Origin of the sequence: Stenotrophomonas rhizophila, from assembly GCF_020857975.1 — a bacterium.
GTDB lineage: Bacteria > Pseudomonadota > Gammaproteobacteria > Xanthomonadales > Xanthomonadaceae > Stenotrophomonas > Stenotrophomonas rhizophila_C.
Genome location: NZ_JACWUO010000002.1, coordinates 21,740 through 46,523, shown reverse-complemented (window position 1 = coordinate 46,523; position 24,784 = coordinate 21,740). Strand labels below are relative to the sequence as shown.

Genomic DNA, 24,784 nt, shown 5'->3' with positions numbered 1-24,784 from the left:
GTCCGAGCATGGCTCGGGCCTACCCTTTCCGACGCTGCGTTGTCCGAGCATGGCTCGGGCCTACCCTTTCCGACGCTGCGTTGTCCGAGCATGGCTCGGACCTGCCCTTTCCAGCGCCGCGCTGCCCGGGCATGGCTCGGACCTACGCTATCATCCCCGGATGATGTCGACCGCCCGATTCTCCCTCGCTTCCAGCCCTGTGTTCCTCCGTTGCCGGAGGCGCGCATGAGCATCCGCCAGCTGCCCGAGATCCTGATCAACCAGATCGCCGCCGGCGAAGTGGTCGAGCGCCCGGCCTCGGTGGTCAAGGAGTTGGTCGAGAATGCGCTCGATGCCGGTGCCACGCGCGTGGACATCGACCTGGAAGAGGGCGGGGTGCGGTTGATCCGCATCCGCGACGACGGCGGCGGCATCGCCCCGGAAGAACTGGCGCTGGCGGTATCGCGGCATGCTACCAGCAAGATCGCCAGCCTGGACGACCTCGAAGCGGTGGCCACGCTGGGGTTCCGCGGCGAAGCCCTGCCGTCGATCGCCTCGGTCAGCCGCTTCACCCTGGCCTCGCGCCGTCCCGGCGACGAACATGGTTCGGCGCTGCAGATCGAAGGCGGCAAGCTCGGCCAGGTGACCCCGCGCGCGCATGCGCCGGGTACCACGGTGGAAGTGCGCGAGCTGTTCTACAACGTGCCGGCACGGCGCAAGTTCCTGCGCGCCGAACGCACCGAGCTGGGCCATATCGAAGAGTGGCTGCGCTCGCTGGCGCTGGCGCGCCCGGACGTGGAACTGCGGGTGTCGCACAACGGCAAGCCGTCGCGCCGCTACAAGCCCGGCGACCTGTATTCCGATGCGCGCCTGGGCGAGACCCTGGGCGAGGATTTCGCCGCGCAGGCCTTGCGCGTGGACCACAGCGGTGCCGGCCTGCGCCTGCATGGTTGGATCGCGCAGCCGCATTATTCGCGGGCCAGCACCGACCAACAGTACCTGTACGTCAACGGCCGTTCGGTGCGCGACCGCAGCGTCGCCCACGCGGTGAAGATGGCCTATGCCGACGTGCTGTTCCATGGCCGCCAGCCGGCGTACGTGCTGTTCCTGGAACTGGACCCGACCCGGGTCGACGTCAACGTGCATCCGGCCAAGCACGAAGTGCGCTTCCGCGATGCGCGGCTGATCCATGATTTCGTCTACCGCACGCTCAAGGAGGCCCTGGCCGAAACCCGCGCCGGGATGACCGCCACCGCCGGCAGTGCCGATGCGCAGGCGGTGCCGGCGGGCGAGGCCGGCCAGCGCCTGGCCGGCAGCGGCTATGCGCTCGCCGGTGGTGGCGGCATGCCGGCGTCGTGGCGCCCGCAGCAGTCGCCGCTGGGCCTGCAGGTGGCCGATGCACCGGCGGCGTATGCGGCGCTGTACGCCGCGCCGGCGGCGGCAGGGATGTCGGCCGGGCTGCCGCCGATGCCCAGCCAGAACGGCTTGCCGGCCACCGCCGCCGACAGCGGCGTGCCGCCGCTGGGCTACGCGGTGGCGCAGCTGCACGGCATCTACATCCTGGCCGAAAACGCCGAAGGGCTGATCGTGGTGGACATGCACGCCGCGCACGAACGCATCGGCTACGAACGGCTCAAGACCGCCCACGACGGCATGGGCCTGCATGCGCAGCCGCTGCTGGTGCCCATCACCCTGGCGGTGGGCGAGCGCGATGCCGATACCGCCGAGCGCGAAGCCGATACGCTGACCGCGCTGGGCTTTGAAATCACCCGTTCCGGCCCCGGTTCGCTGCATGTGCGCAGCATTCCGGCGCTGCTGGCCAATGCCGAACCGGAAGGCCTGCTGCGCGATGTGTTGACCGACCTGCGCGAACACGGCCAGAGCCGGCGCATCGCCAGCGCGCGCGACGAACTGTTGTCGACCATGGCCTGCCACGGCGCGGTGCGCGCCAACCGGCGGTTGACCGTGCCGGAAATGAACGCGCTGCTGCGCGACATGGAGACCACCGAGCGCTCGGGGCAGTGCAACCACGGGCGGCCGACCTGGGCACGTTTTTCGCTGGCGGAAATCGACCGCTGGTTCCTGCGCGGACGTTGAGGGGAAAGGGCATGCGGATCTGGGCAAGGGGGCTGGGCGCGGCATTGCTGGCGCTGGGGTTGGCCGGCTGTGGCGACAAGGATGCGGCACCGGCGGCGCCGGCTGCGGTGGACCCGGCATTCGCCGCCGCGCAGCAGCAGTGGCGCCAGCAGCGCTACCAGGAACTGCATGCGGCCGATGGCTGGACCAGCCTGGTCGGCCTGCACTGGCTGGAACACAAGGCGCACTACATCGGCAGCGGCGCCGGCAGCGGCATCCGCCTGGCGGTGGGGCCGGACAAGCTGGGCATGGTGGCGCGCCAGGGCGAGGGGCTGTGGTTCACGCCCGAGCGCGGCGTGGCGGTCAGCGTGGAGGGCGCGCCGGTCACCGGCCGCATCCGTTTCTTCAGCGACCGTGACCCCCAGCCGACCCTGATCGCCTTCGACGGCGGCAAAGGCCAGTTGAGCCTGATCCACCGCGGCCAGCGCGATGCGTTGCGGGTCAAGCATGCCGACGCGCCGACGCGCGCCAATTTCAGTGGCTTGCAGTACTGGCCCGGCGGCCCGTCCTGGCAGGTCCGGGCGCGCTTCCTGCCGCACTCGCCGGGCAAGACCCTGCCGATCGTGGACATCACCGGTCTGACCACGCCGATGCCCAACGCCGGCGCGCTGGAGTTCGAGCGCGATGGCCGCACCTGGCGGCTGGAAGCGATCGGCGAACCCGGCCGCGCGCTGTTCGTGATTTTCGCCGACCGCACCAGCGGCCATGGCAGCTATCCGGCCGGGCGCTACCTGGACGTGGCTGCGCCCGATGCCACCGGCCAGGTCCTGATCGATTTCAACCACGCCTACAATCCACCGTGCGCGTTCACCCCCTTTGCGACGTGCCCGTTGTCGCCCCCGGAAAACCGGCTGGACCTGCGCGTGGACGCCGGCGAGCAGGCCTACCATGCCCCTGAAGGAGAGGCCTGAACCATGTCGATGTTGTCGCGTCTGCTGACCCCGTTGTTGATTGCCGCCAGCCTGCTGCTGGCCAGCCCGCCCGCCCAGGCGCGTGGCGAGGCCCCGCCGGCCAGGGCCGCCGCGCCGGTGCCGCTGTTGTGGAAGGTGACCGGGCCGGGCGACAGCCGGGTCTATCTGCTGGGTTCGTTCCATCTGCTGCGGGCGCAGGACTATCCGCTGTCGGCCGATGTCGAGCAGGCGTTCAGCGCCTCCAGGCGGGTGGTGTTCGAGTTGTCGCCGCAGGACATGCAATCCCCGCAGCTGGGCCAGAAGATGCTGCAGGCGGCGATGCGCAGCGACGGCAGCGAACTCAAGCGCGACCTGGATGCGGCAACCTGGACCAAGCTGCAGGCCTACGCGCGCGACAACAACCTGCCGCTGGCCCAGCTGCAGGGCATGAAGCCGTGGTTCGTCGGGCTGACCATCACCCTGAGCCAGTTCACCAAGCTGGGCCTGGACCCGGCGCTGGGCCTGGACCGTCATTTCATGACCCGCGCCGCCGCGGCCGGCAAGCAGACCGCCGGCCTGGAGGACATCGACACCCAGGTGGCGGTGTTGTCGGGCATGTCGGCGCAGGAGCAGCAGCAGATGGTGGCCGAGGCGCTGGACCAGGCCGACCAGGCCGATGCGATGGCGCGCAAGCTGCATGACGCCTGGCGCCGCGGCGATGACAAGCTGCTGTGGAACGCGATGGCGGCGGAAATGCGCGGCCAGTACCCGCAGCTGTACAAGCGCATCAACACCGACCGCAACGATGCCTGGGTGCCGCGGTTGCAGCAGCACCTGCAGGCCGGGCAGGGCGGCACCCTGGTGGTGGTGGGCACGCTGCACCTGCTGGGCGAGGATGGCGTGGTCGACAAACTGCGCGCCAAGGGCTACCAGGTCGAGCGGGTGTGCACCGCCTGCGCCAAGCCCAGGCGCTGAAGCAAAAAAGGGGACGGGTGTAATTAACGCCGTGCGTTAATTACACCCGTCCCCTTTTTTTTAGCGGTCAGCGGCGGGTCTTGCCTGCGCTTGCGCCTGCGCCCGGTGCCGGGGCGTCGGGCTTGCCGGCGCCGGTACCGGTCGAGGTACCGCCCGGACGGGGGCCGAAGCCGCTGCCCATGTTGCGCTGGAAGTCCTGCCACAGTTCCAGGTTGCGTTCGGTCAGCTGGTTCATCATCGCCCACGGGGTCTGGCCGAGCAGGTTGCCCATCTGCTGACGGAACTGCTGCTGCTGGTCCAGGAACACCTGCATGCTGCGCTCCAGGTAATTGCCCATGAAGCCCTGCAGGGAATCGCCGTAGAAGCGGATCAGCTGGCTGAGCAGCTGGGTGGACAGCATCGGTTCGCCGTCCTGTTCCTGGTCGGCGATGATCTGCAGCAGCACCGAACGGGTCAGGTCGTCGCCGCTCTTGGCGTCGCGGACTTCAAAATCTTCCCCGTCCAGGATCAGCTGGCGCACGTCCTCGATGGTGATGTAGCTGGAAATCTCGGTGTCGTAGAGCCGGCGGTTCGGGTACTTCTTGATAATGCGGTTCGCAGCCATGAAACGGTCACTCATCACACAGTAGGCGCGCAGCATGGCGCAGTGCAGCAGGCGTTGCAACCTCATTTGGTCATGAAGCTGGATTCTTCATGTTGCGCAGCAAAGGTGCAGCAATTCCGTGCGGTCGCAGCGCCGGCTGCGCTGCGTGGCGGGGTTTTGCTGCGCAGAACGAGCGGGCCCATGGGTGTAACCGTTACCACCCCATATGGTGGCCGCCGTTGATGTCCAGGTTCGACCCGGTGATCCAGGACGCTTCCTCGTTGACCAGGAAGGCCACCGCGTAGGCGATTTCCTCCGGCTTGCCGAGGCGGCCGGTGGGAATGTCGGCGATGATCTTGGCGCGCACTTCATCCGGTACCGCCATGACCATGTCGGTGGCCACATAGCCCGGCGAGATGGTGTTGACGGTGATCCCGAACCCGGCGTTCTCGCGTGCCAGGGAGATGGTGAAGCCGTGCATGCCGGCCTTGGCGGCGGCGTAGTTGGCCTGGCCGTACTGGCCCTTCAGGCCGTTGATCGAGCTGATCTGGATGACCCGGCCCCAGCCGCGCCGGCGCATGCCTTCGATGACCGGGCGGGTGACGTTGAACACCGAGTTGAGATTGGTGTTGATAACATCGTGCCACTGGTCCGCACGCATGCGGTGGAAGGTGGTGTCGCGGGTGATGCCGGCGTTGTTGACCAGGATCTCGACCGGGCCCATGTCCGCTTCCACCGCATGCACCATGGCCTCGGCGGTATCCGGAGCGGACACGTCGCCGGGGAAGATCGCCACATCGCAGCCGCGCGCCAGCATGGTCTGGCGCCAGGCCAGGGCCTTGGCCTGGTCGCGGTAGTTGGTGGCGACCCGATGGCCCTGGTCGGCCAGGCGTTGGCAGATGGCGGTACCGATGCCGCCGGTACCGCCGGTGACCAGTGCGACGCGAGATGTCATGAGCAGCTACTCCGAAAGGCAGGGCCAACAAGGGGAAGGGGATTCTGCAACATCGCCGGCCTCAACGGGGCGGCAGCGGCGCGCACGCCGGCAGCCGCAGGTCGGTGCGCGGCAGGCGGGCCGGGTCGAAGCCGGCCTGCGCCGCGGCCAGCGTGGCCGGCACATCGGTGGCCGCGGCGATCAGCTGCGGGTCCTGGCCCAGCTGGGCCCAGGCCTGGCGCAGCGCCGGCAGCGGCCGGGCCGGGTCCAGCGGCGCGGCCGCGTCGGATTTGGACAGTTTGCGGCCGTGCGCGTCCAGCAGCAGTGGCAGGTGCAGGTAGGCCGGGGTGGGCAGGCCGAGCGCGCGTTGCAGCAGGATCTGGCGCGGGGTGGAGTCGAGCAGGTCGGCGCCGCGGACCACCTCGGTCACGCCCTGGGCGCCGTCGTCGACCACCACCGCCAGCTGGTAGGCCCAGTAGCCGTCGGCGCGGCGCAGCACGAAATCGCCGAGCTGGGCATGCACGTCCTGTTCGATCCGGCCACGCAGGCCGTCGTCGAACCCGACCACGCTGCCCGGTGCCACGCGCAGGCGGATGGCCGCCTGGGACCGGGTGCTGCGCGCCACGCAGCGATGGTGGATGCCGTGCTGGTCGGCCAGGTCGCGGCGGCTGCAGGCGCAGGCGAAGGCCTTGCCCTGGGCCAGCAACCGGTCCACGGCAGCCTGGTAGAGGGCCTCGCGCTGGCTCTGGCGGACGACGGGGCCATCGCCGGCCAGCCCCAGCGCAGCCAGCGCGGCCAGCTGCTGCTCGGCCGCGCCGGGCACGGTGCGGGGCGGGTCGATGTCCTCGATACGCAGCAGCCAGCGCCCGCCGGCATGCCGGGCCAGCAGCCAGCTGCCCAGCGCGGCCAGCAGCGATCCGGGGTGCAGGGGGCCGGTGGGCGAGGGCGCGAAGCGGCCGCAGTAGGGAGTCATCGACATGAACTATGAATCGTCGGTCAGTTTGCAGCTTGAATTCAAGCCAAAGTCACCGCAGATTTGTCTCCATCAACCTCCAGTGAGCGTTTTCCCCCATGTTCAGTCGCATTGCGCTTTTCCTTCTGACCAACCTTGCCGTGCTGGTACTGGCCGGCATCGTGATGTCGGTGCTGGGCGTGAACCCCGGCCAGATGAGCGGCCTGCTGGTGATGGCGGCAATCTTCGGCTTCGGTGGTTCGTTCATTTCGCTGCTGCTGTCCAAGTGGATGGCCAAGCGGTCCACCGGCGCGGTGGTGATCACCGAGCCGCGCAATCCCACCGAGCGCTGGCTGCTGGCCACGGTCGAGCGCCAGGCGCGCGAGGCCGGCATCGGCATGCCGGAGGTGGCGGTCTATGACGGCCCGGAAATCAATGCGTTCGCTACCGGCGCCAACCGCAACAAGGCGCTGGTAGCGGTGTCCACCGGCCTGCTGCACAACATGAGCGAGGACGAGGCCGAAGCGGTGCTGGGCCATGAAATCGCCCACGTCGCCAACGGCGACATGATCACCATGGCGCTGCTGCAGGGTGTGCTGAACACCTTCGTGATCGTGCTGGCACGCATCGTCGGCGGTTTCATCGACAGCGCGCTATCGGGCAACCGCGAGGGCGGCGGCCGCGGTTTTGCGTACTACATCATCGTGTTCGTGCTGGAGATGGTGTTCGGCGTGTTCGCGACGATGATTTCGATGTGGTTCTCGCGCCACCGCGAATTCCGCGCCGATGCCGGCGGTGCGCACCTGGCCGGCCGCCAGAAGATGATCGCCGCACTGGAGCGGCTGAAGCTCAACCACGGCCAGAGCACGCTGCCGACCCAGATCGCCGCCTTCGGCATCGCCGGTTCCACCGCCAGGAAGCTGTTCATGAGCCACCCGCCGCTGGAGGAGCGCATTGCCGCGCTGAAGGCCGCGAGCAACACCGTGGCGTGATGCGGTGGTGGTTGGTTTAAAAGAAGCGCCCGGCCTGTTGGTCGGGCATTTTTGTTTGGGGGCATTGGTAGGTACCGACAGTGGGTCGGTGCGCAATGCAAATAGCTTTCGCGTGCTGGCCTTCCCGCTCTGGGAACCACTAGCGTTTTCGTTCTCTGCGCGCGGGGGGAGCGGGGTGGAGGGGGTAGCGGGGCACGCGTGAACCCATCCATGGGGCTTATCGCAGCTTGCGCGTGTGCGCTGTCCTGCGCACACGGCAAGACCGGGGTTGGGCTCCTGCCCAACCCGTTGGGCGTATACGCCCGACCCATGCTGCTCAAAGCCCCGCTACCCCCTCCACCCCGCTCCCCCCAGACGGTCATGCGTCGGCGGACTGGAAGTCAAAGGCAGATGGCATTGGGTCGAGCGAGTTGTTGCGCCGTAGAGCCACGCCTTGCGTGGCTGAGCGGCAACCCGAACGTGCCGGGCGCGCGATGCTTATGATCTCGTGTCCGGTCGTCGCGGAGAACTGAGGGGGCGAGGGCGGGGATGCCCTGGCCGGACTTTGAGTGGCATGGATGCCGCGATAAGCCCCATGGATGGGTTCACGCGTGTCCGGCCAGGGCATCCCTGTCCTCGACCTGCGCAGGAAAAATCGAACAGCCAGCGCTCTACGCGCGGACCCCAAAAAAAAAAACGGCGCCCGAAGGCGCCGTCGCTTGAATCTCACATCAACCCGATCAGAACCTGGCGTCGAACTCAGCGGCATAGCCGGTGTTGACCAGCACCTTCTGCAGCGCGTCGGTGTTCTTCACGTTGCCGGCCACGATCTGCTGCGTCTCCGGGCCCCGGCTGTCCATTCGTGCCGGGGTGGCGCCCTTGTAATCGCAGACCCGGCCACCGGCCTCGCGTACCAGCAGCACGCCGGCGGCGATGTCCCAGGCCTTCACGCCGGCCTCGAAGTAGGCATCGGCACGGCCGCAGGCCACATAGGCCAGGTCCAGCGCGGCCGAACCGGTGCGACGCACGTCTTCGGCATGCACCAGCAGCGCATCGACCGCCTTGAGCTGGGCGCTGGCGCGCTCGCGCTCGCGCGGGGCGAAACCGGTATGGATCATCGCACCGGCCATGTCCTTGCGGTCGGCCACGCGGATGCGGCGGTCGTTGAGCACCGCACCGGCGCCGCGGCTGGCGGTGAACAGTTCATTGCGGAGCGGATCGAAGATCACCGCGTCGATCGGCTCGCCGTTCTCGACCAGGGCGATGGAGACGCAGTAGTGCGGGAAGCCACGCAGGTAGTTGCTGGTGCCGTCCAGCGGGTCGATCACCCACATGTACCGGTTCGCCCCCTGCACGCCACCCTCTTCGGCCATGATCCCGTACTCGGGATAGGCGCGCTTGAGTTCCTTGACGATGACCTTTTCCGCGTCCGCATCGACTTCACTGGCATAGTCCATCCGGCCCTTCTGCACGACGTTCAACGCCTCGAGCTTGTTGATGTTGCGCAACAAGACATTGCCGGCGAGGCGGGCGGCCTTGACCATGACGGTGACGGCGGGTTTCTGCATGGCGAAAAGCTCCCGGAAAGGCAGAGTAGGGGGGGATTGGCGGGGGAAAAGAGCGGTCCCGGCGCAGAGGCCGGTCGCACAGTTTACCATCTGTGGCTTGTCTGCTCGCGTTTGGCCTGTTCATGTCCATTGAAACCGCTCCTTCCCGCATCCGATTCGTCCTGGTCGGCACCCAGCACCCCGGCAACATGGGCGCCGCCGCGCGTGCCATGAAGACCATGGGCCTGGGCCGGCTGGTGCTGGTGGCCCCCGAGAAACCGCTGGATGACGAAGCGTTCCGGCGCTCGGCCGGCGCCGAGGACGTGCTCGGCGACGCCCCGGTGGTGGCCACCCTGGCCGAAGCGGTGGCCGACTGCACCCTGGTGCTGGGCTGCACCGCGCGTGCGCGCCGGGTCCAGCTGGAAGAGCTGCTGCCGGCGGTGGCCGCCGAGCGCGCCCTGGCCAAGGCCGCCGAGCCGGCCGAGGTCGCCATCGTGTTCGGCCGTGAGCGCACCGGGCTGACCAACGAGGAACTGCAGCTGTGCCACCTGGCCGTGCATATCCCGTCCAATCCGGATTTCAGCTCGCTGAACCTGGCCGCGGCGGTGCAGGTGCTGGCCTACGAACTGCGCATGGCCGCACTGGGCGGGGTTGCCGCGGCCGCGCCGGCCGACCCGGAGCATCGCGAACAGCCGGCCAGCCACGCCCAGGTCGAAGGCCTGTTCGGCCAGCTCGGCCAGGCGCTGGACGACATCGACTTCCACAAGGGCCGCGCCCCCGAATCGGCGATGCGCAAACTGCGCCGGCTGTTCCTGCGCACCGGCTTGAGCGAACAGGAAGTGCGGCTGCTGCGCGGCATCCTGTCCGACGCGCAGCGGATGGCGCGATTGGCGACCCACAAGCCGGAATGAGCTGACGCAGTTCTCATTTTTTCGGGTAGGCTGTCCGGATTCCTTGGGGGGAGCGATGGAGTGCCGGGACTGCGATGGCTGCTGCAGGCAAGTCTGCTGTATCTGGTCATCGCCCTGGTGTCCGGGCCGGTGGCAGCGGGCCCGCACAACGTCCTGGTGCTGGGCCGGATCAGCGACAACCCCAAAGCACACTATGCGCAACTGCAACCCCTGCTTGATTACGTGGTCCCGCGCATGGGCGAAGTCGGTATCACCGAAGGACGCATCCTGATGGCGCCCGATGCCCCGCAGATGGCCAGCTACCTGCGCCGCGGCCGGGTCGACTGGGTCACCGAAACCTCCGGTACCGCCGTGGCGCTGGGCCTGCGCAGCGGCGCCCAGCCGCTGCTGCTGACCGAGCGCAGCGGCGTGCGCGACTACCACACCGTGTTCTTCGTGCGCCGCGACAGCGCCATCGCCGGCCTGGCCGATCTCCGGGGCCGGACCCTGGCGTTGCAGAACGCGGCCTCCACCAGCGCCTACCTGGTGCCGGTGATGACCCTGCTGCAGCAGGGCCTGACCCCGGAGATCCTGTTGTCCGCGCGCGATACCGCCGCCCCCGATACGGTCGGCTACGTGTTCGCGCGCTCGGAAGGCAATATCGCCACCCTGGTGCACAAGGGCGTGGTCGATGCCGGGGCGGTGAGCAGCGTGGACTGGTCCGACGGGCGCCGGGTCCCGGCCAGCTTCCTGCGCGATTTCCGCGTCATCCACCGCACCGAGCCGTACCCGCGTGCGGTGGAAATGGTCCGCGCCGGGCTCGATCCCAGGGTCCGCGACCGCCTGCAGCAGGTGCTGCTGCAGGCCGCGTCCGACCCGCAGGCCGGGCCGGCGTTGAAACAGTTTTTTGGTACGTCCGGGTTCCATCGGGTGGATGCGCAGATGCAGCACCGGTTGGATGAATTGAAACAAGGGCTGGCACGCGTGCGGATGGAAGTGGAATGAGGCGGTTGGGTTCCGGAATACAGGCGCGTTTCGTCCTGGCCATGACAGGTGCCATGCTGGTGGTGGTGGTGATCGTGGCGGTGGTGCTGGGGCGCCAGGCCAGCATGCAGGATGAGGTGCAGCGCCTCAGCGGCACGGTCATCCACGATCTGTTCGACCGCAGCGTGCGCAGCCGCGGCGAGGCCTTGGCGCGCGAGCTGTCCGATGCGCTGGCCAACCCGCTGTACTACAACGACCTGGAGCAGGTCGGTGCCCTGGTGCGCAATACCTCCCGGCAGCAGGTGGTGCGCTATGTGCTGGTGTTCGACGAAGACGGCAGGCTGATCCACGACGGTTCCACCGAGGTAGTCGAATTCGGCCGCCCGATGGGCGACCCGCTCGCCGCCGCGGCGGTGGCCGCGCGCACGCTGGTGGTGCAGCAATCGCCCAAGGTGCTCGACAACGCCATGCCGATCATGATCGGCAACCAGCGCATCGGCGGGGTCCGGGTCGGCATGGCGCTGGACGATGTGCAGAGCATGGAACGGCGCGCCAACCAGACCCTGGGCGAGCGCCTGCAGCAGGTCGGCAAGCGCCACCTGGGCTGGCTGCTGCTGATGCTGGGCCTGCTGATCGCCATCGGCGTGGTGGTCATCGTCTATGTGCAACGCACCCTGGTCGCCCCGATCCGCGGGCTGGCATCGGCCGCACGCCAGATCGAGACCGGCGATTACCGCCCGCAGCTGCTCCAAAACAAGCGCCACGACGAAGTGGGCGAACTGGTGCGCGCATTCGGCCGGATGAGCGAGGCCATTGCCCGGCATGACCGCGAAGTGCGGCATATGGCCTATACCGACGCCCTCACCGGGCTGACCAACCGCCTGGCGTTCCGCGAGGCGCTGGACCACCGGTTGATGGCCGCGCGCGGCTCCAACCAACGGCTGGCGCTGTTGTTTGCCGATATCGATGATTTCAAGCGGGTCAACGACACCCTCGGCCACGAGGCCGGCGATGAAGCCCTGCTGCAGTTCGCCCAGCGCATCAGCACCGCGGTGGCCCAGGCCGGTGGCGACGAGGCGCTGCTGGCGCGGTTTGGCGGCGACGAATTCGTGATCCTGCTCGGCGAGGGCGATGTGGCCGGCGGCGCGCGCCAGCTGGCCGAAATCCTGGTGCGCGAACTGGGCAAGCCGCTGGTGGTGCAGGGCAGGGAGCTGTTCCTGGGCACCTCGATCGGGGTGACCCTGTTCCCCGACGATGCCGCCGACGCCACCACGCTGCTGAAGAACGGCGACATCGCCATGTACCAGGCCAAGGTGGCCGGCAAGAACTGCTATCGCTATTACAGCCGGGCCATGGACCATGCGGTCGAACGCCGCGTGCACATGGAACAGGAGCTGCGCGGGGCCTGGGAGCGCGGCGAGCTGCGGCTGGTCTACCAGCCGATCTTCCGCACCCGCGACCGGCGCATGGTCGGGGTGGAGGTACTGCTGCGCTGGCAGCACCCGGCGCTGGGCACGATCCCGCCGTCGGTGTTCATCGACGTGGCCGAACAGAGCGGGCTGATCGAGGTGATCGGGCCCAAGGTGCTGCGCGCGGCCTGCATGGAGGCGGTGCAATGGCCGCATGGGGCCGATGGCGAGGGCCTGTTCGTCTCGGTCAACGTGTCCCCGCGCCAGCTGCGCGGCGGCGAGCTGCCCAGCCTGGTCGCCGACTGCCTGCGCGACACCGGGCTGCCGGCCTCGCGGCTGCACCTGGAGCTGACCGAAACGGCGGTGATCGGCGATGAAATGCTGGCCGCGGCGCTGCTGGAAAAGCTGCACCGCACCGGGGTGAAGGTGTGGCTGGACGACTTCGGCACCGGCTTCTCCGGCCTGAGCCACCTGCGCCAGGTGCCGGTGGACGGGGTCAAGATCGACAAGAGCTTCGTGGCCGACATGCAGCGCGACCCGGACGACCTGGCCCTGACCACGGCGATCATCGCCATGGCCCATGCCCTGGGGATCACCGTGGTGGCCGAGGGCATCGAGCAGGAAGTGCAGTTCGACCTGCTGTGCCAGCGCGGCTGCGACCTGGGCCAGGGCTATTGGCTGAGCCACCCGGTCAGCGCCACCGAGGTGGTGGCGCTGATCGAATCGGGGGTTTGAGCGCCCCAAAAAAAGGGGACGGGTGTAATTAAGCTCGCTTAATTACACCCGTCCCCTTTTTTACATGCGCTTAAACGGGCCGTTTGCTGCTGTCGCCGGAGATCTCGCGGACCAGCTTGGGCACCAGGTAGCCGGACAGTCGCGCGGTCAGCTGTGCGTGCAGGGCCTTGGCGGTGGCATCGTCCACTTCGAAATGGGCCACGCCCTCGACCCGGTCGACCTGGTACAGGTAATACGGCAGCACCCCGGCGGCGAAACTGCGCTCGCTCAGGTCCTGCAGCGCCTGCAGGCTGTCGTTGACCCCGCGCAGCAGCACCGCCTGGTTGAGCACGGTGGCGCCGGCCGCGCGCAGCCGTGCCATCGCCGCATCCACGCCGGCATCGAACTCGTTGGCATGGTTGGCATGGATGACGAACGCCAGCGGCCAGGGCAGGCTGGCCAGCCACTGCGCCAGCTCCTCGTCGACCCGCTCGGGCAGCACCACCGGCAGGCGGCTGTGGATGCGCAGCCGGCGCAGGTGCGGGATCCGGCGCAGCGCATCGGTCAGCTCGACCAGCTTGTGGGTAGCCAGCGACAGCGGGTCGCCGCCGGACAGGATCACCTCGTCGATGTCCGGATCCTGGGCGATCGCCGCCACCGCCTCGCGCCAGCCCTCGCGGGCGGCGTTCTCGCTGCCATAGTCGAAATGGCGGCGGAAGCAGTAGCGGCAGTTGATCGCGCAGCTGCCGGTGGCTACCAGCAGGGCCCGGCCGCGGTACTTCTGGATCACCCCGGTGGCCTTTTTGGCCAGCCCGTCGCCGACCGCATCCAGGCTGAAGCCAGGCACCACCTGCATTTCATCGTCGACCGGCAGCACCTGGCGCAGCAGTGGGTCATGGCGGTCGCCATGGCGCATCCGGGCGATGAAGCCGGCCGGCACGCGCAGTGCGAACTGGCTGGCGGCCTCGGCCGACAGCGGCAGCTGGTCCGGGTCCAGGCCCAGCCGCGCCAGTAGCTCGCGGGGGTCGCGGACCGCCTCGCGCCACAGCTGTTGCCAGCGCACGGGGGTGGGCAGGGGCGTGGCGGAAAGCTGCATGGAATGGGGGCCTGCGGTTATCATGTCGGTCAGAAAAACGAGTCACCCCACCGGTGCCGGTGGGTTTTCCATTCTATCCGGCTCGCCGCGCCTGCGCGGCGTTTGCCCATTCAGGAGTTTCAACATGGCCACTGTTGGCATGAATGACGTCAAGAACGGGATGAAAATCCTGATCAACAACGAACCGGCGGTCATCACCGAGACCGAATACGTCAAGCCGGGCAAGGGCCAGGCCTTCACCCGCATGAAATACCGCTTCATCAAGTCCGGCCGCGTGGTGGAAATGACCATGAAGGCGACCGATGACGTGGAAAAGGCCGACGTCGTGGACACCAACATGAACTTCATGTACGCCGACGGCGAGCATTGGCACTTCATGGACCCCGAATCCTTCGAGCAGGTCCAGGCCACCAAGGCCGGCATGGGCGGCGCCGAGAAGTGGCTCAAGGGCGAAGAGTCCTGCATCGTCACCCTGTGGAACGGCGAGCCGATCTTCGTGCAGCCGCCGAACTTCGTCGAACTGAAGATCACCGAGACCGACCCGGGCGTGCGCGGCGATACCTCCGGCGGCGGCGGCAAGCCGGCCACGCTGGAAACCGGCGCGGTGGTACGCGTGCCGCTGTTCGTCAACCAGGATGAAATCATCAAGGTCGACACCCGCTCAGGCGAATACTCCGCGCGCGCAGGCAAGTAATCCGGTGAAGCCGGATTACGTGTAGAGCCGACCGTTGGTCGGCTGCTGTTGACGGCCAGAGGTCGGATTACGTGCAGAGCCGAGCCATGCCCGGCTTCGCTCGGCTTTCCGGGCGCCGCGCAGCCGAGCAAGGCTCGGCTCTACCCCCAGACATGCCCGGTCGCCCATGCCTCCGGGTCGTCCGCCCAGACAAGTGAGCCCGCATGACCGACACCGCCCGCATTCCCGAAACCTGTGACCTGCTGATCGAAGCCGGTTACGTGGTCCCGATCGAACCGCATGCGGTGGTGCTGGAAGACCATGCCGTGGCCGTGCGCGCCGGCGAAATCATCGCCATCCTGCCGCGTGCCGAAGCGCGCGCGCGCTTTGCGCCGGCCCAGACCGTGTCGCGCCCCGAGGCGGCGTTGATGCCGGGCCTGGTCAATGCGCATACCCACAACCCGATGACCCTGCTGCGCGGGGTGGCCGACGACCTGCCGCTGATGGTGTGGCTGCAGCAGCACATCTGGCCGGTGGAAGCGGCGGTGATCGGCCCGGAATTCGTGGCCGACGGCACTACCCTGGCGATCGCCGAAATGCTGCGCGGCGGCACCACCTGCGCCAACGAGAATTATTTCTTCGCCGACGTCCAGGCCGCGGTCTACAAGCAGCACGGCTTCCGTGCGCTGGTCGGTGCGGTGATCATCGATTTCCCCACTGCCTGGGCCAAGACCGACGACGAGTACTTCGACAAGGCCGGGCAGCTGCACGACCAGTGGCGCGGCGATCCGCTGATCGGCACCTCGTTCGCCCCGCACGCGCCGTATACGGTCAACGATGCCAACTTCGAACGCGTGCGCATGCTGTCCGACCAGCTGGACATGCAGGTGCACCTGCACACGCATGAAACCGCGCAGGAGATCAGCGACTCGATCAAGCTGCACGGCCAGCGCCCGCTGGCGCGGCTGGACCGGCTGGGGCTGGTCAACGACCGCCTGATCGCGGTGCACATGACCCAGCTGACCGAGGCGGAAATCCACCTGTGCGCCGAGCGCGGGGTCAGCGTGGTGCATTGCCCCGAATCCAACCTCAAGCTGGCGTCGGGCTTCTGCCCGGCCTGCGCCCTGCAGCGCGCCGGGGTCAACCTGGCGATCGGCACCGACGGCTGCGCCAGCAACAACGACCTGGACATGTTCAGCGAGAACCGCACCGCGGCGATCCTGGCCAAGGCCGTGGCCAACGACGCCACCGCGCTGGACGCGGCCACCACGCTGCGTGCGGCCACCCTGGGCGGCGCCCGCGCGCTGGGCTTCGGCGAGCGCATCGGCTCGATCGAGGTCGGCAAGCAGGCCGACCTGGTCTGCGTGGACCTGTCGGCGCTGGAAACCCAGCCGTTGCACCACGTGCTGTCGCAGCTGGTGTATGCCGCCGGCCGCCACCAGGTCAGCGATGTCTGGATCGCCGGCCAGCCCAAGCTGGTCCAGCGCGAGCTGGTCGGCATGGACACCGCCGCGATCGTCGCCAACGCCCGCCAGTGGCGCGAGCGCATCCGCCATATCCGTGCTTGATGCACCAAGGACCCCCATGAACGCCCCGCACGCTTCCACCAATTTCGACCAGGCCGAACTGGACAAGTTCGCCGCGCTCGCCAACCGCTGGTGGGACGCCGATGGCCCGCAGAAGCCGCTGCACGCCCTCAACCCGGTGCGCCTGCAGTACGTGGCCACGCGCCTGCCCCTGCGCGGTGCCCGCGTGCTGGACATCGGCTGCGGTGGTGGCCTGCTCAGCGAAGCGCTGGCCCGCGAAGGCGCCGAGGTCACCGCGATCGATCTGGCTCCGGAACTGGTCAAGGTGGCGCGCCTGCACAGCCTGGAGTCGGGGGTGACGGTGGACTATCGCCTGCAGGCCGCCGAGGACCTGGCCGCCGAACAGCCGGCCAGCTTCGATGCCATCACCTGCATGGAAATGCTCGAGCACGTGCCGGACCCGGGCGCGATCATCGCCGCCTGCCACCGCCTGCTCAAGCCGGGCGGCCAGCTGTTCCTGTCCACCATCAACCGTACCCCGGCCGCGTTCGCGGTGGCCATCGTCGGCGCCGAATACGTGGCCCGGCTGCTGCCCAAGGGCACCCACCACTACCAGGATTTGATCAAGCCGGCCGAACTCGGCAAATGGCTGCGGCAGGCCGATTTCAACCTGCGCGATGTCAGCGGCATGGCCTATGAGCCGTGGCGCAACCGTGCGCGCCTGAGTACACGCACCGACATCAATTACCTGGCGCATGCGGTCAAGCCCGACGAGGCCGCCGGTGTCTGAGTCCCGTTTCCCGCAGGCGGCGCTGTTCGACCTGGACGGCACCCTGCTGGACAGTGCGCCGGACATGCTGGCCACCGTCAATGCGATGCTGGCCGCGCGCGACCGCGCCCCGATCCGCCTGGACGCCCTGCGCCCGGTGGTGTCCAAGGGCTCGCGCGCGATGGTGTCGGTGGCCTTCCCCGAGCTTGGTCAGGTCGAGCGCGATGCGCTGGTGCCCGAGTTCCTGGCCCGCTACGAAGCCCTGATCGGCCAGCATGCGCGACTGTTCGACGGCGTGGCCGGCATGCTCGACGCACTCGATGCGGCCGGCTGCGTGTGGGGCATCGTCACCAACAAGCCCGAGTACCTGGCCCGGCTGATCCTGCCGCAACTGGGCTGGGAAAGCCGCTGCAAGGTATTGATCGGCGGCGACACCCTGGCCCAGCGCAAGCCGCACCCGCTGCCGCTGCTGGCCGCGGCCGAGCGCATGAACATCGTCCCGGCCACCTGCATCTACGTGGGCGACGACGAACGCGACATCGTCGCGGCCAACGCGGCGGGCATGGCGTCGGTGGCGGCGCTGTGGGGCTACCGCCTGGACGCCGACGACCCGCTGGCGTGGGGCGCCGAAACCATGGTCGAACAACCCGCGCAGCTGCAGCGCGCCGACGCCTGGCCTCCGGCCCGCGGCTGACGGCGCGACGCGGGCAGGTAGCCACCGTTGGTGGCTACGCCACCACCGGCAGGTAACCACCGTTGGTGGGTACGTCAACCAACCCGGCAGGCACCCACCCCACGTGGGCACCCCCCATTGCAAGGATTACCCGTGACAACTTCCAGCGCCCTCGACAGTTTCCTGGACAAGTGGCGGACCCGCTGGCCGGAATGGTCGGTGGCCGAGCCGTTCGTGCCGCTGGCACAACGCAACCTGGTGGTGGCGTGGTTCACGCTGCTGCAGGAGTTCGACGACATCCTCAATACCGGCGGCGACCCGATGCCGGCCGACGCCAAGCTGGCCTGGTGGGGCGAGGAACTGCGCAGCTGGGCCGGGCAACGTTCGCGGCACCCGCTGGGCCGCCTGCTGGAGCCGCTGCGCGCGCCGTGGGCCGAACTGGCGCAGGCGTTGCCGGCGCTGGTCGACGCCCGTGCCGCGCCGCTGGACCCGGCGCAGGCAATGGCCGGCCTGCAGGCCTATGCCGCCGCGGTGGCGGCGGTGGAGGCGGTGGTGTTCGATACCCCGGCGCGCGGCGACGTGGCCGCCCCGGTGCTGGTGCAGACCCTGGCCCAGCGCCTGCACGAGGCCGGTGTCGCCGCGGTGCCGCGTTCGCTGCTGGACGCCGGCCATGGCGATGCGGCGCAGCTGTGGGCCCAGCAGTTGCTGGCCGGCTGGCCGGCCCGCGTGGCCGGCCCGCGCCCGCGCCGCCTGTATGCCTCGCTGGCGCGCAGCCGGCTGCAGGCCCGTGCGCAGGGCCGGGAGCTGAAGGTCACCCCGGTGCGCACCTTGCTGCGCACGTGGTGGGCCGGAAGGGGGTGATCCACGCGCGCCGCGCGCCGCGCGGCATCCACGCATGGCGTGGACCTACGACGGTACGCGTTTTGGCCGCGCGCCGATTACTTGCCGCGTTCGAGCACCAGCAGCGGATCGATCCGGGTGTCGAACCAGTTCATGCCCCAATGCAGGTGCGGGCCGGTGGCGCGGCCGGTGGCGCCGACCGCGGCGATCACCTGGCCCTGTTCGACCCGGTCGCCGACCTTCACATCGATCCGCGACAGGTGCAGGAAGTTCGAACTGATCCCGAAGCCGTGATCCAGCAGCAGGGTGCCGCCGGTAAGGTACAGGTCCGGGCCGGCGAAGGTCACCACGCCGGCGGCCGGCGCCTTGACCGGGGTGCCGGTGGGCACGGCGATGTCCATCCCCGAATGGCCCGCGCCGGGCTGGCCGTTGTAGACCCGCGCATTGCCGAAGCGGCCGCTGATGCGGCCCTGCACCGGCCAGATGAAGGCCTGGGCGAAGTCGGCGCGGTTGTCGTCGCGGGCGCGCGCGGCGGTGACCTGGGCCTGCTCGCGCTTGATCCGTTCGGCGATCGCCGGCGGCGGGTTGACGGTCTTGGGCGGCACGCCGTTGACCCGCTCGGTCGGCCAATCGCGCGCGGTCACCGCGATCTGCACCGTCTGGCTGCCGCCATCGGGGCGCAGGACCTGGATCTGCAGCGGGCCTTTCTCGTCGCGCCCGATGCCCAGCACTACGCTGCCGTAGCCGCTTACCCGCAAGGTGCGGCCGGCGTACTGCACCGTGCTGCCGGCCGGCACCTTGCCGATCACCATCGCGCCCTGCGAAGCGCTGGCCGGGAATGCCACCCGGCTGTCGGCCTGGGCGATGGCCGGGGCGGGCAGCAGGGCGGCCATGCCGGCGGCACCGGCCGCGAGCAGGGCCAGGCCCAGAACACGCGCCCGCATCAGCGGTCGTAGCTCAGGCGCTGGCCGTTCGGCGCGCCCACCAGCTTGTCGCCATCCCACGCCAGCTGGCCGTTGACCCAGGTCGAGGCGATCCGCGAGCGGAAGGTGGTGCCCTCGAACGGCGACCAGCCGCACTTGGACAGTATGTCCTCGCGCTTGACCGTGAAGGGCACGTCTTCGACCAGCACCAGGTCGGCGAAATAGCCTTCGCGCAGGAAGCCGCGCTGGCTGACATCGAATAGCTGGGCCGGGGCATGGGCGAACTTCTGCACCACCTGGGTGATCTCCAGCTGGCCTTCATGCACCAGTTCCAGCGCGGCCACCAGGGCGTACTGCACCAGCGGCAGGCCCGATGGCGCCTGCGCGTAGGGCTTCTGTTTTTCTTCCCAGGTGTGCGGGGCATGGTCGGTGGCCAGCACGTCGATCACGTCCTCGACCAGGGCGCGGGTCAGCGCCTGGCGGTCGCTGGCTTCCTTGATCGCCGGGTTGCACTTGATCAGGTTGCCCAGCCGCGCGTAGTCGCTGCGGTCAAAGCGCAGGAAGTGGATGCAGGTTTCGGCGGTGATCTGCTTGCGGCTGCCATCGGCGCGGATCAGCGGGCCGCGCTCGAACAGCGCCAGCTCGTCGGCGGTGGAGATGTGCAGCACGTGCAGGCGGGTGCCGTGCTTCCTGGCCAGCGACACCGCCAGCTCGGAGGACTTCAGGCAGGCCTCGCGCGAGCGGATGTCCGGGTGCTGCTCGGCACTGAGGGCATCGCCATACTTTTCGGCGTACTCCTTGGCCTTGGCATCGATCATCGGGGTGTCTTCGCAGTGCGTGATGATCGGCGTGGGCGCGTCGCGGAAGATCGCGTCCAGGGTTTCCGGGTTGTCCACCAGCATGTTGCCGGTGGAGGCGCCCATGAACACCTTGATGCCCGGCGCGGTCCTGGGGTCCAGCGACTGGATGTGGGCCAGGTTGTCGTTGCTGGCGCCCATGTAGAAGCCGTAGTTGGCCCGCGCGCGGCCGGCCGCGGCGTCGTATTTGGCCTGCAGGGCCTCGGCGTTGAGCGTGGGCGGATTGGTGTTGGGCATGTCCATGAAGCTGGTCAGGCCACCGGCCACGGCCGCGGCCGATTCGGTGGCGATATCGCCCTTGTGGGTCAGCCCCGGTTCGCGGAAATGCACCTGGTCATCGATCATGCCCGGCAGCAGCCAGCGGCCGGCGGCGTCGACCACGGTCTCGCCCGGACGGGCCTCCAGGCCGGCGCCGATCTGGGCGATGCGGCCGTTCTCGATGCGCAGGTCGCCTTCGGTGATGCGGCCTTCGTTGACCAGGCGGGCGTTGACGATGAGCGTGGAGGACATTTCAGTGTTTTCCTGTGCAGCGGCAGGTGGCCTCGCCCGTGGCGCGCGGCGGCACCTCGTCGATACCACCGGGATGGAAGGGATGGCAACGGCCAAGCCGGCGCGCGGCCAGCCAGCTGCCACGCGCCGGGCCATGCACGGCGATGGCCTGCATGGCGTATTCAGAACAGCTGGGCATGAAGCGGCAACGCGGCCCCAGCAACGGGCTGATGAACCGCTTGTACAAGCGCAGCAGGGCGATGAGCATGCGTGAGATCACCTTTCTATCTTAGAGCAGTTGGCATGAAGGCCGCATTTGTCGCAGGATGGGGCACTGGACCCGTCCGCGCCCACGCGCGTGGCGGACCACCCCGGCGTTGTCGCCGGGTCAGGTTCCGAACTGCGCACCTCGGCCCGCCCGCCAGGCGGACCGGTCGCACCCCTGGCGACTCCGGGACTGAACGGAGCAGGCGGTGTGGTTGCTGCTGCTGGTCGGGTAGGCTATAAAGGCCCGCTTTCCCGGGCCCCGGGGAATCCAAGGAAGAGCGTTTCGTGGCTGCTAAAAAAACTGCAAAGAAGGCCGTCAAGGCCGCCAAGAAAACCGCCAAGCCTGTTGTAAAGAAGTTGGCGGCCAAGACCGTTGCCAGGAAACCGGCCACCAAGCCGGCTGGCAAGCCTGCATCCAAACAACCGGCGGCCAGGACGGCACCCGTAAAGAAATCGACGGCCAAGGCCCCGGCCAAGGCGGTCAAGAAAGCCGTAGCCAAGAAGCCGGTCGTCGCCAAGGCGCCGGTGAAGAAGGCCGCGGCGACCAAGCCGGTCGCCAAGAAGGCGGTGGCCAAGAAGGCTGCCGTGGCCAAGCCATCCAGGCCGGTTGCCAAGGCGCCGGTGAAGAAGGCTGCCGCCAGCAAGCCGGTGGCCAAGAAATCGGTGAAGCCGGCCGTTTCCAAGCCGGCCTCCAAACCTGCACCGGTCAAGAAGGTGGCGGCCAAGCAGCCGCCGGCCAAGCCGGTAAAGGCCAGCAAGACTGTGGCAACCAAGCCGGTCGTCAAGCCGGCTGCAGCACCCGTAGTGAAGTCCGCACCGAAGCCGGCTCCGCCGGCGCCGGCCAAGTCTGTCCCGGCCAAGTCCGCGGCCAAGCCTGCTGCCCCTCCGGCCTCCGCGCCGGCGCCGGTAGCGGCAGCCCCCGCCTCGAAAGCCCCGCAAAACAAGAATCCCGTGCCCGTTTCGAAATCGCCTGCAAAAACCCCCGCCAAGTCCGAGTCCGCCCCCAAGTCCGTGCCGCGTCCGGTCGGCAAGGTCGCCGTTGCCGTGGCAGCACGTTCGGCCGCCCCGGCCCCGCGCACCAAGGTCAAGGTGGTGGAGTACAAGACTGACGAAGCCACCGGTCGTCCGATCCTGCCCGACGGCTACAAGCCGAGTGCGGAAGAGGAATACATGAGCCCGCTGCAGCTGGAGTATTTCCGCCAGCGCCTGCAGCACTGGCGCAATGATCTGGTCGAGGAATCCAAGCAGACCATCGCCAACCTGCAGGAAGAAGTGCGTGATATCGGCGATGAAGCCGAGCGCGCCACCCGCGAGACCGAGAACTCGCTGGAACTGCGTACCCGCGATCGTTACCGCAAGCTGATCGGCAAGATCAACAGCACGCTCAAGCGTCTGGAAGACGGTGACTACGGCTACTGCGTGGATACCGGCGAAGAGATCGGCCTGGACCGTCTGGAAGCCCGTCTCACCGCCGAGCGCACCATCGACGCCCAGGAGCGTTGGGAGCACCTGCAGAAGCAGCAGGGCGACTGATCGTCTGGTCGTTGATTGCATACAGGACCCGGCTTCGGCCGGGTTTTTTGTGGCCGTCGATTGACGCTCTTCGTTCCGGCGCCGCGATGTCCCAGCGTGGCTCGGACATCGCTGCACTTTTTTCCTTCCCGTGCGTACCGACCAACCGTCGAAGGGGCGGCGGGTATGGGTTTGCGGGGGTATCGGCGCCATGGATGGCGCTGCTAAGCCTACAAGGACGTACTTGCGGCGTCCCCCGCAAACCCATACCCGGCGACCCCAACCAGGCGCATGTGCAAACCAGGGCTTCGGCGTTCGCTTTGGCTCTGGCGAAAGCGCACCGACCAACGGTCGGCACCTGCCGACTGCAACGGCAACGAAATAGCAACCGCAGCGGCAACGGCAGCCGGCCAGCGGCCGGCACTACCGGGTGCGCGCGGCTATTGCAGGTCGCGCAGGTTCAGGCGGCGCAGGGTGGGGTTTTTCCAGGCGGTGATGCCGGCCACGCTCAGCACCGCAAAGCCGCCCAGCACCACCGCCGGGACCAGGCCCAGCAGGCGGGCCATGGTGCCGGCGTAGAACGCGCCCAGCTCGTTGGAGGAGCTGATGAAAATGCCGTTGATCGACGACACCCGCCCGCGCATTTCCTCCGGCGTGGCCAACTGCAGGATGGTCGAGCGGATCACCACCGACACCCCGTCGAAGGCCCCGTAGAACAGCAGGATCAGCGCCGACAGCCAGAAGCTGTGCGACAGCCCGAAGCCGATCACGCACAGCCCGAAACCGGCTACCGCGAACAGCAGCACGCGGCCGGCATTGCGCTGCAGCGGCCGGCGCGCCAGCCACAGGCCCACGCATACCGACCCCAGCGCCGGTGCGGCGCGCAGGATGCCCAGGCCCTCCGGGCCGTAGTGCAGGATCTCCTTGAGGAAGGCCGGCAGCATCGCCACCACCCCGCCCAGCAGCACCGAGAACATGTCCAGTGCCATCGCCCCGACCATGATCCGGTTGCCCAGCACGAAGCGCGCACCCTCGGCGATGCTCTTGAAGATCGGCGCGGCCGGGCCGCTGTGCACCGGCTCGGATACCTTCAGCGCCGCCAGGCAGCCGAGCGCGATGGTCGCCACCGCCACTGCCACCGCGTAGGCCACCCCCTTGCCGCCCCAGGCCACCAGCAGCCCGCCCAGCGCCGGGCCGAGCACCATCCCGGCCTGGAACACCACCGCGCCCAGCCCGGCGCCGCGGGCGTACTGCCGGCGTTCCAGCACCCGCGCGAACAGCGCGTTGTAGATCGGCGACAGGAACGCGCGGACCATGCCGGTCAGGGCGATCGCCGCATAGATCGGCCACACCCCGTGGAACGGCAGCCAGCCCTGCGTCACGGCGGTCAGCACCACCGCGGTCAACACCAGCCCGCTGGCCGCGGCCATGCCCAACCGGCGGCGCGGCAGGTGGTCCACCAGGTAGCCGGCGAACGGGGCCACGCAGAAGAACGGCAGCACCTCGGCCAGGCCGACCAGGCCCAACGAGAACGGATTGCGGGTCACTTCATAGATGTGCCAGCCCACCGTCACCGCCACGATCTGGTAGGACAGCATCGCGCAGATCCGGTAGGCCAGCAGCAGCGCAAAGCCGGGCCGGGCCAGCAGGGTGAGCGCGCTGTCCTCGCTGTCCTCGCTGTCGGTCGGGCTGGCCGGGCTCACGGCTGGGCGGGCTGCGACTGCGCGGTGTCGCGGATGAAGGCCAGCATCGCCGCCACGCCGTTGCTGCGGGTCGGCGACAGGTGGCGCGACAACCCGATGTCCTGGATGTAGCTCGGTTCGGTGGCCAGGATCTCGGCCGCCGAGCGCCCCGAATACACCCGCAGCGCCAGGTAGATCAGCCCGGAAACGATCGCCGAGTCGCTGATCGCATGGAAGCGCAGTGCCTGCGCATTGCCTTCCGGCACGATCCAGACCATCGACTGGCAGCCGAGCAGGCGGTGCTGTTCGGTCTTCCATTCCTCGGGGAAGGCCGGCAGCTTGCGGCCAAGGTCGATCAGGTACTGGTAACGCTCGGACCAGTCGCCGAAGAAGGCGAATTCCTCGGCGATGGCAGCCTGGGCGGCGGCGGCGGTGGGTTCAAGCGGAAACGGGGATGCGGTGGTCATGGGGGCTCCGGGTCGGTGTTCGCCGTCCGTGGGTGACCTGCAGTTG

The 24,784-nt window shown here is 68.5% G+C and carries 23 protein-coding genes; 13 read left to right on the top strand and 10 right to left on the bottom strand.

What is annotated here, in order from left to right; translation table 11 throughout:
• Positions 1-225 precede the first annotated feature (225 nt).
• The 3 genes from mutL to IC535_RS02140 are packed head-to-tail and all read left to right on the top strand — an operon-like array spanning position 226 to position 3,980.
• On the top strand, positions 226-2,076 hold the full coding sequence (gene mutL / locus IC535_RS02150) for a DNA mismatch repair endonuclease MutL (protein ID WP_228884454.1): 1,851 nt from the start codon (positions 226-228) through the stop codon (positions 2,074-2,076).
• Positions 2,077-2,087: 11 nt separating this feature from the next.
• Positions 2,088-3,026: a DUF1684 domain-containing protein gene (locus IC535_RS02145; RefSeq protein WP_228884455.1), complete on the top strand. Its 939-nt coding sequence runs from the start codon at positions 2,088-2,090 to the stop codon at positions 3,024-3,026.
• 3 nt (positions 3,027-3,029) lie between these two features.
• Positions 3,030-3,980 carry a TraB/GumN family protein gene (locus IC535_RS02140; protein ID WP_228884456.1) on the top strand — a complete coding sequence of 317 codons (951 nt, stop codon included), beginning with the start codon at positions 3,030-3,032 and terminating at the stop codon, positions 3,978-3,980.
• Positions 3,981-4,047: 67 nt separating this feature from the next.
• Here IC535_RS02140 and phaR read toward each other — a convergent pair whose 3' ends face one another.
• From phaR to gluQRS, 3 genes are all read right to left on the bottom strand, one after another.
• Complete coding sequence (phaR, locus tag IC535_RS02135) at positions 4,048-4,584, bottom strand: polyhydroxyalkanoate synthesis repressor PhaR (protein ID WP_228884457.1); 537 nt, start codon at positions 4,582-4,584, stop codon at positions 4,048-4,050.
• 193 nt (positions 4,585-4,777) lie between these two features.
• Positions 4,778-5,518, bottom strand: coding sequence for an acetoacetyl-CoA reductase (gene phbB, locus IC535_RS02130; protein ID WP_228884458.1), 741 nt, complete (start codon positions 5,516-5,518; stop codon positions 4,778-4,780).
• Positions 5,519-5,579: 61 nt separating this feature from the next.
• Complete coding sequence (gene gluQRS, locus IC535_RS02125; protein WP_228884459.1) at positions 5,580-6,476, bottom strand: tRNA glutamyl-Q(34) synthetase GluQRS; 897 nt, start codon at positions 6,474-6,476, stop codon at positions 5,580-5,582.
• Between the two features lie 92 nt (positions 6,477-6,568).
• Here gluQRS and htpX point away from each other — a divergent pair, with 92 nt between their 5' ends.
• Positions 6,569-7,441: a protease HtpX gene (gene htpX / locus IC535_RS02120; RefSeq protein ID WP_228884460.1), complete on the top strand. Its 873-nt coding sequence runs from the start codon at positions 6,569-6,571 to the stop codon at positions 7,439-7,441.
• Positions 7,442-8,160: 719 nt separating this feature from the next.
• Here htpX and IC535_RS02115 read toward each other — a convergent pair.
• On the bottom strand, positions 8,161-8,988 hold the full coding sequence (locus tag IC535_RS02115; RefSeq protein WP_228884461.1) for an inositol monophosphatase family protein: 828 nt from the start codon (positions 8,986-8,988) through the stop codon (positions 8,161-8,163).
• 122 nt (positions 8,989-9,110) lie between these two features.
• Here IC535_RS02115 and IC535_RS02110 point away from each other — a divergent pair, with 122 nt between their 5' ends.
• From IC535_RS02110 to IC535_RS02100, 3 genes are read left to right on the top strand one after another with little or no spacing between them, the layout of a single operon-like run.
• On the top strand, positions 9,111-9,878 hold the full coding sequence (locus IC535_RS02110) for an RNA methyltransferase (protein ID WP_228884462.1): 768 nt from the start codon (positions 9,111-9,113) through the stop codon (positions 9,876-9,878).
• 60 nt (positions 9,879-9,938) lie between these two features.
• On the top strand, positions 9,939-10,862 hold the full coding sequence (locus IC535_RS02105) for a phosphate/phosphite/phosphonate ABC transporter substrate-binding protein (RefSeq protein WP_228884463.1): 924 nt from the start codon (positions 9,939-9,941) through the stop codon (positions 10,860-10,862).
• On the top strand, positions 10,859-12,985 hold the full coding sequence (locus tag IC535_RS02100; RefSeq protein WP_228884464.1) for a putative bifunctional diguanylate cyclase/phosphodiesterase: 2,127 nt from the start codon (positions 10,859-10,861) through the stop codon (positions 12,983-12,985). Before IC535_RS02105 ends, IC535_RS02100 begins: the two co-directional genes overlap by 4 nt.
• Positions 12,986-13,055: 70 nt before the next feature.
• Here the strand turns inward: IC535_RS02100 and epmB are convergent, their stop codons facing one another.
• On the bottom strand, positions 13,056-14,060 hold the full coding sequence (epmB, locus tag IC535_RS02095; RefSeq protein WP_228884465.1) for an EF-P beta-lysylation protein EpmB: 1,005 nt from the start codon (positions 14,058-14,060) through the stop codon (positions 13,056-13,058).
• 124 nt (positions 14,061-14,184) lie between these two features.
• On the opposite strand from epmB, the gene efp reads away from it, so the two are divergent.
• The 5 genes from efp (at position 14,185) to IC535_RS02070 (ending at position 18,562) form a co-directional block, all read left to right on the top strand.
• Positions 14,185-14,754 carry an elongation factor P gene (efp, locus tag IC535_RS02090; RefSeq protein WP_228884466.1) on the top strand — a complete coding sequence of 190 codons (570 nt, stop codon included), beginning with the start codon at positions 14,185-14,187 and terminating at the stop codon, positions 14,752-14,754.
• Between the two features lie 203 nt (positions 14,755-14,957).
• A complete protein-coding gene (locus IC535_RS02085; RefSeq protein WP_228884467.1) occupies positions 14,958-16,301 on the top strand; it encodes a TRZ/ATZ family hydrolase in 1,344 nt (447 codons plus the stop codon).
• Between the two features lie 16 nt (positions 16,302-16,317).
• Positions 16,318-17,049, top strand: a complete 732-nt coding sequence (ubiG, locus tag IC535_RS02080) for a bifunctional 2-polyprenyl-6-hydroxyphenol methylase/3-demethylubiquinol 3-O-methyltransferase UbiG (protein ID WP_228884468.1) — start codon at positions 16,318-16,320, stop codon at positions 17,047-17,049.
• The gene (locus IC535_RS02075; RefSeq protein ID WP_228884469.1) at positions 17,042-17,722 is read left to right on the top strand and encodes a phosphoglycolate phosphatase; all 681 of its coding nucleotides are present in this window, start codon (positions 17,042-17,044) and stop codon (positions 17,720-17,722) included. Before ubiG ends, IC535_RS02075 begins: the two co-directional genes overlap by 8 nt.
• Positions 17,723-17,854: 132 nt before the next feature.
• Entirely contained in the window at positions 17,855-18,562 is a 708-nt protein-coding gene (locus IC535_RS02070; protein WP_228884470.1) for a squalene/phytoene synthase family protein, read from the top strand.
• 77 nt (positions 18,563-18,639) lie between these two features.
• Here IC535_RS02070 and IC535_RS02065 read toward each other — a convergent pair whose 3' ends face one another.
• From IC535_RS02065 to yidD, 3 genes are read right to left on the bottom strand one after another with little or no spacing between them, the layout of a single operon-like run.
• Positions 18,640-19,485 (bottom strand): M23 family metallopeptidase, encoded by an 846-nt coding sequence (locus IC535_RS02065; protein WP_228884471.1) that lies wholly within the window; start codon positions 19,483-19,485, stop codon positions 18,640-18,642.
• Positions 19,485-20,831, bottom strand: coding sequence for a dihydroorotase (locus tag IC535_RS02060; protein ID WP_228884472.1), 1,347 nt, complete (start codon positions 20,829-20,831; stop codon positions 19,485-19,487). Before IC535_RS02060 ends, IC535_RS02065 begins: the two co-directional genes overlap by 1 nt.
• A 1-nt stretch (position 20,832) precedes the next feature.
• Positions 20,833-21,078 (bottom strand): membrane protein insertion efficiency factor YidD, encoded by a 246-nt coding sequence (gene yidD / locus IC535_RS02055; RefSeq protein ID WP_228884473.1) that lies wholly within the window; start codon positions 21,076-21,078, stop codon positions 20,833-20,835.
• Between the two features lie 284 nt (positions 21,079-21,362).
• Here yidD and dksA point away from each other — a divergent pair, with 284 nt between their 5' ends.
• Complete coding sequence (gene dksA, locus IC535_RS02050; protein WP_228884474.1) at positions 21,363-22,610, top strand: RNA polymerase-binding protein DksA; 1,248 nt, start codon at positions 21,363-21,365, stop codon at positions 22,608-22,610.
• Positions 22,611-23,029: 419 nt separating this feature from the next.
• On the opposite strand, the gene IC535_RS02045 is transcribed toward dksA, so the two are convergent.
• Together IC535_RS02045 and IC535_RS02040 are read right to left on the bottom strand one after the other, a co-directional pair.
• On the bottom strand, positions 23,030-24,292 hold the full coding sequence (locus tag IC535_RS02045; RefSeq protein WP_228884475.1) for an MFS transporter: 1,263 nt from the start codon (positions 24,290-24,292) through the stop codon (positions 23,030-23,032).
• Positions 24,289-24,738, bottom strand: a complete 450-nt coding sequence (locus IC535_RS02040) for a SufE family protein (RefSeq protein ID WP_228884476.1) — start codon at positions 24,736-24,738, stop codon at positions 24,289-24,291. The genes IC535_RS02045 and IC535_RS02040 overlap by 4 nt, the downstream gene beginning before the upstream one ends.
• Positions 24,739-24,784 lie beyond the last annotated feature (46 nt).

Excerpts from the sequence above, each read along its gene's own strand:
- IC535_RS02145 (WP_228884455.1), top strand. The coding sequence starts at position 2,088 with ATGCGGATCTGGGCAAGGGGGCTGGGCGCGGCATTGCTGGCGCTGGGG.
- htpX (WP_228884460.1), top strand. The coding sequence starts at position 6,569 with ATGTTCAGTCGCATTGCGCTTTTCCTTCTGACCAACCTTGCCGTGCTG.
- IC535_RS02060 (WP_228884472.1), bottom strand. The coding sequence starts at position 20,831 with ATGTCCTCCACGCTCATCGTCAACGCCCGCCTGGTCAACGAAGGCCGC.
- efp (WP_228884466.1), top strand. The coding sequence starts at position 14,185 with ATGGCCACTGTTGGCATGAATGACGTCAAGAACGGGATGAAAATCCTG.
- IC535_RS02100 (WP_228884464.1), top strand. The coding sequence starts at position 10,859 with ATGAGGCGGTTGGGTTCCGGAATACAGGCGCGTTTCGTCCTGGCCATG.
- gluQRS (WP_228884459.1), bottom strand. The coding sequence starts at position 6,476 with ATGTCGATGACTCCCTACTGCGGCCGCTTCGCGCCCTCGCCCACCGGC.
- IC535_RS02140 (WP_228884456.1), top strand. The coding sequence starts at position 3,030 with ATGTCGATGTTGTCGCGTCTGCTGACCCCGTTGTTGATTGCCGCCAGC.
- mutL (WP_228884454.1), top strand. The coding sequence starts at position 226 with ATGAGCATCCGCCAGCTGCCCGAGATCCTGATCAACCAGATCGCCGCC.
- IC535_RS02065 (WP_228884471.1), bottom strand. The coding sequence starts at position 19,485 with ATGCGGGCGCGTGTTCTGGGCCTGGCCCTGCTCGCGGCCGGTGCCGCC.
- phbB (WP_228884458.1), bottom strand. The coding sequence starts at position 5,518 with ATGACATCTCGCGTCGCACTGGTCACCGGCGGTACCGGCGGCATCGGT.
- phaR (WP_228884457.1), bottom strand. The coding sequence starts at position 4,584 with ATGGCTGCGAACCGCATTATCAAGAAGTACCCGAACCGCCGGCTCTAC.
- yidD (WP_228884473.1), bottom strand. The coding sequence starts at position 21,078 with ATGCTCATCGCCCTGCTGCGCTTGTACAAGCGGTTCATCAGCCCGTTG.
- ubiG (WP_228884468.1), top strand. The coding sequence starts at position 16,318 with ATGAACGCCCCGCACGCTTCCACCAATTTCGACCAGGCCGAACTGGAC.
- epmB (WP_228884465.1), bottom strand. The coding sequence starts at position 14,060 with ATGCAGCTTTCCGCCACGCCCCTGCCCACCCCCGTGCGCTGGCAACAG.
- IC535_RS02040 (WP_228884476.1), bottom strand. The coding sequence starts at position 24,738 with ATGACCACCGCATCCCCGTTTCCGCTTGAACCCACCGCCGCCGCCGCC.
- IC535_RS02085 (WP_228884467.1), top strand. The coding sequence starts at position 14,958 with ATGACCGACACCGCCCGCATTCCCGAAACCTGTGACCTGCTGATCGAA.
- IC535_RS02110 (WP_228884462.1), top strand. The coding sequence starts at position 9,111 with ATGTCCATTGAAACCGCTCCTTCCCGCATCCGATTCGTCCTGGTCGGC.
- IC535_RS02115 (WP_228884461.1), bottom strand. The coding sequence starts at position 8,988 with ATGCAGAAACCCGCCGTCACCGTCATGGTCAAGGCCGCCCGCCTCGCC.